The organism is Streptomyces sp. NPDC058469 (genome assembly GCF_042721125.1).
In the GTDB taxonomy this organism is placed as follows: Bacteria; Actinomycetota; Actinomycetes; order Streptomycetales; family Streptomycetaceae; genus Streptomyces.
Genome location: NZ_JBHXME010000316.1, coordinates 1 through 4227, shown reverse-complemented (window position 1 = coordinate 4227; position 4227 = coordinate 1). Strand labels below are relative to the sequence as shown.

Sequence of the window (4227 nt, the reverse complement as noted above, 5' to 3'; positions counted from 1 at the left end):
CGCGGGGGTATGGGGGTCGTGGTGGGTTGACGGCGGAGCGTTTTGTGGCGGATCCGTTCGCTGCGGACGGCAGCCGTATGTATCGGTCGGGGGACCGGGTGCGGTGGCTGGTGGAGGGGGAGCTGGAGTTCCTGGGGCGGGTGGATGAGCAGGTCAAGGTCCGCGGTTACCGCATCGAACCCGGCGAAATAGAGACGGCGTTGGTGGCTCATCCCGGAGTGCGCGCCGCTGTGGTCAACGTGTTCGGGGAAGTCGCCGACCGTCGACTGGTCGCCTACCTGGTGCCGGCGGACCTCGCTGTGGGTGTCCCGGCGGTGGGGGAGCTGCGGGAGTACCTGAAGCGGACTCTGCCGGACTTCATGGTCCCGGCCGTCTTCACGGAGCTGGCCGCGCTGCCGCTCACCCCGAACGGGAAGGTCGACCGGGCCGCGTTGCCCGAACCCGACGGCCTACGCCCGGACTTGGAAGGCTTCCTCGCTCCCGCCACGGCCACCGAGGAACTGCTCGCCGGAATCTGGGCACAGGTCCTCGGCGTCGACCGGGTCGGCACCCACGACAACTTCTTCGAACTCGGTGGCGACTCGATCATCAGCATCCAAGTGGTCGCGCGGGCCCGGGAGTTCGGGATCCATGTCACCGTGGCCCAGTTGTTCGACCACCAGACGGTCGCGGGTCTTGCGACCGTGGCGGCGAGCCGGAGCACGGCCGATGCCGAACAGGGCCTGGTCATCGGTGACTTCTCCTTGTCCCCGATCCAGCACTGGTTCTTCGAACAGGAACTGCGGGAGCCCGCGCACTTCAACCAGTCGATGCTGCTGGAGGTCACCGGACGCCTTGAGCCCGATCTGTTGCGGGTGGCCATGGTCTCGGTGCTCGAACAGCACGACGCGCTGCGGTCGAGGTTCGTCCGTGAGGGAGACGGATGGACCGGCCGGCTGATGGCGGCCGAGCCGGCCGATCTGGTGCGGGTCTTCGAGACCACCGGCCTTGACGACGAGGACGAGTGGGCGTTCCTGGACGCTCGCGGCCAGGAGGCCCAGGCCAGTCTCGACCTGGCGGACGGGCCACTGGTGAGGCTGGTCGTGTTCGAACGGGGCGACACGGGAGGCGGGGACGAGCGCCGAGGCGGAGGGCAGCTGCTGTTCGTCGTGGCGCACCACATGGTCGTGGACGCGGTGTCGTGGCCCGTACTGCTGGAGGACCTGACGGTCGCCTATGAACACGTCGAACGCGGGGCCGCCGTGAAGCTGCCGACGAAGACGACCTCGTATATGCGCTGGTCGCAGCGCTTGGCCGAACTGGCCGGTTCGCCGGAGCTGATGGCCGAGGCAGAGCACTGGCGTGCGGCCGAGGCCGGTGCCCGGCCCCTGCCCCTGGACCATGACGGGCCGAACAGCATCGCCTCGGCCAGGCAAGTGTTCGTCACGCTCGGCGAGGAACAGACCGAACAACTGCTGCGGGATGTCCCGAGTGCCTTCGGAACCCAGATCAACGACGTACTGCTGAGTGTGCTCGGTTCGGTGTTCACGGAATGGTGCCGCACCTCGACGGTCCTGGTGGACCTGGAAGGCCACGGCCGTGAGGACGTGGGCGACGACATCGACGTGTCGCGGACGGTGGGCTGGTTCACCAGCGTGTATCCGGTGGTCCTGGGCGGGGCGTCGGGAGGCGACCCGGGCGAGGCGCTGCGGCGTACGAAGGAGTACTTGCGCGCGATACCGCGCAAGGGCCAGGGCTACGGCCTGCTGCGCTACCTGGCCGACTGGGACCCGGCACCGGGCGCGAGCGCGGAGGTGGCCTTCAACTATCTCGGCCAGACAGGCCAGGCGGTCGGCGCGGGCAGCGGCTTCGGAGGGCGCCTCACCCCGACGGGCCGGGCGCTGGGCACCCCACAGTCCGTACAGGGAAGCCGTACGCACCTGATCGAGATCAACAGCCAGATCGCCCTCGGCCGCCTTGAGCTGGTCTGGACGTACAGCGACCAGGTGCACGAGGAAGCGACGGTAGATCGGCTCGCGCGGCGCTACATCAAGGTTCTCCGCGACCTGATCGAGCACTGCTGCCGCTCCGGCGTCGGCGGCTACACGCCCTCCGACTTCCCCCTGGCCGACCTGGACCAGGACCTTCTCGACCGCATTCAGCAGCGCTTCGACTCACCCGAACCACCCGGTGGGATCGCCGACTTCGGAGGAGCATCATGACGGCATTCGACGCGGCGGCCGACCGGCAGGGCCGGGCGACTGGTACCGGTCGTGAGGCCGGTCGTGGAGCCGGCAACGGTGCGGGCAGTGGGGCAGGCCGTGGGCTCGGCGGCCGGGCGATCGAGAACATCTATCCGCTGACCGCGTTGCAGCAGGGCATGCTGTTCCACACCGAACTGGCCGACGAACCCGGCATGTACTGGGTCCAGGACGGGCTGCTGATGGAGGGCGAGCTCGACCTGGACGCGCTGCGCCGGGCGTGGGAGCTGATGTTCGCCCGGCACGAGGTGCTGCGGACCACCGTGGTACGGGACGGAGTCGCCGAGCCGCTGGCGGTGGTGTCCCGGTCGGTCCCCCTGCCGTTGCGGGTGGTGGACCTGTCGCACCTGGACGAGGCGGGCCGACGTGCCGAGCTCGACGACCACCTCACCTCCGACTGGGAGCAGGGTGCCGACTTCACGGCCCCGACTCTGGCGCGCATAGCCGTGATCCGCCTGGCCGCCGACCGCCACCAACTCGTGTGGAGCTACCACCACTTGCTGCTGGACGGGTGGAGTGCCCCGATCATCATCGGGGAACTGCTGCAGGCCTACGACGCGTTCCGCACGGGCGACGAACCGCTGCTCCCGGTGCGCAGACCCTTCCGCGACTTCGTCGCCTGGTTCGCCGCGCAGGACATGGACGAGGCACGGGCGTACTGGCGCCGCCGGCTCGCGGGGGTCACCGAGCCGACCTCCCTCGGGATCGAACGCGCCACCGGTGAGCAGGGCCCCGGTGAATCCAAGGTGCCGCTGTCGGCGGAGGTGGCCGGGGCCGGACTGGCGGACTTCGCGCGTCGTCACCGGCTCACGCTGAACACCGTGGTGCAGGCGGCGTGGGCCGTGGTGATGGGCCTGTACTCCGGCAGCGACGACGTCGTTTTCGGCGTGACCTCCTCGGGTCGCGACGGTCGGCTCGACGGCGTGGACTCCATGGTGGGAATGCTGCTCAACACCACACCCGTGAGAATCCACCTCGACCGCGATCAGCCCGTGGCGGCCTGGCTCGCCGGGCTTCAGGAAGAGCAGGTGCGGGCCCGGCAGTTCGAGCAGACGCCCCTGGTCACGATAGCGACGTGCAGCGAACTGCCGCCCGGCAGAGCACTGTTCGACAGTCTCTTCGTCTTCGAGAACTTTCCCGTCCGGGAACTCGAAGCGCGACAGCGGAACTCCGCGGCAGACGGCCTGAGAGCCGGTGCCAACTACGGGCGCGAGCAGGCCAATTACCCCCTCAGCGTGACCGCCAGCTCCGGACGCGAACTCACCATCACCTTCTCCTACGACCGCTCCAAGTTCGACACGGAGTCGATGGACCGCATGGCCGGCCATCTGGCCCGGGTCCTGGATTCCTTCATCGAAGACCCCGAGCGGCCGCTGGGTGATGTGTCGGTGGTGTCGGTGGGTGAGGTTGAGGGGTTGGTGCGGGGTGGGTGTGGTGCGGAGTTGGCTTTGCCTGGGGTGGGTGGGGTGCATGAGCTGATTGCCGGACGGGCGGATGTCAGTCCGGATGCGGTGGCGGTGGTTGTTGGTGGCGAGGTGTTGACGTATGGCGGGTTGATGGCCCGCGCGAGCCGGTTGGCGCATCGTCTGCGGGGTCTTGGGGTTGGTGCGGAGTCGGTGGTGGGGCTGTGTCTGTCGCGTGGGGTCGACATGGTTGTGGCGATGGTGGCGGTGTGGCAGGCGGGTGGCGCCTATCTGCCGCTGGATCCCGAATACCCCGTCGAGCGGCTGGAGTTCATGCTCGCCGACAGTGGCGTGGAGGTGCTGATCGGGCACCGGTCGGTGGTGGAGGTGGCTGAGCGTCTGTCGGTGGAGTCGGTGGTGTGGTTGGACGATCCGGCCGTCACCGATGGCCTGCCGTCCACGGACCCCGAAGTCCCGGTTCATGGCGACCAGTTGGCGTCGGTGATTTATACGTCGGGGTCGACGGGGCGGCCGAAGGGTGTGTGGGTGTCGCATGGGGCGTTGGTGGGGGTGTTCGGGGGGTG

2 protein-coding genes are annotated in these 4227 nt (G+C 68.8%); both read left to right on the top strand.

Going from position 1 to position 4227, the window contains the following annotated elements; translation table 11 throughout:
- Nucleotides 1-2201: condensation domain-containing protein (locus ACFWP5_RS51920; protein WP_384174307.1), on the top strand; the 2201-nt coding region annotated here is incomplete at its 5' end.
- Nucleotides 2198-4227 (top strand): condensation domain-containing protein (locus ACFWP5_RS51915; RefSeq protein ID WP_384174304.1); only part of this gene is annotated, 2030 nt, incomplete at its 3' end. The genes ACFWP5_RS51920 and ACFWP5_RS51915, both read left to right, overlap by 4 nt.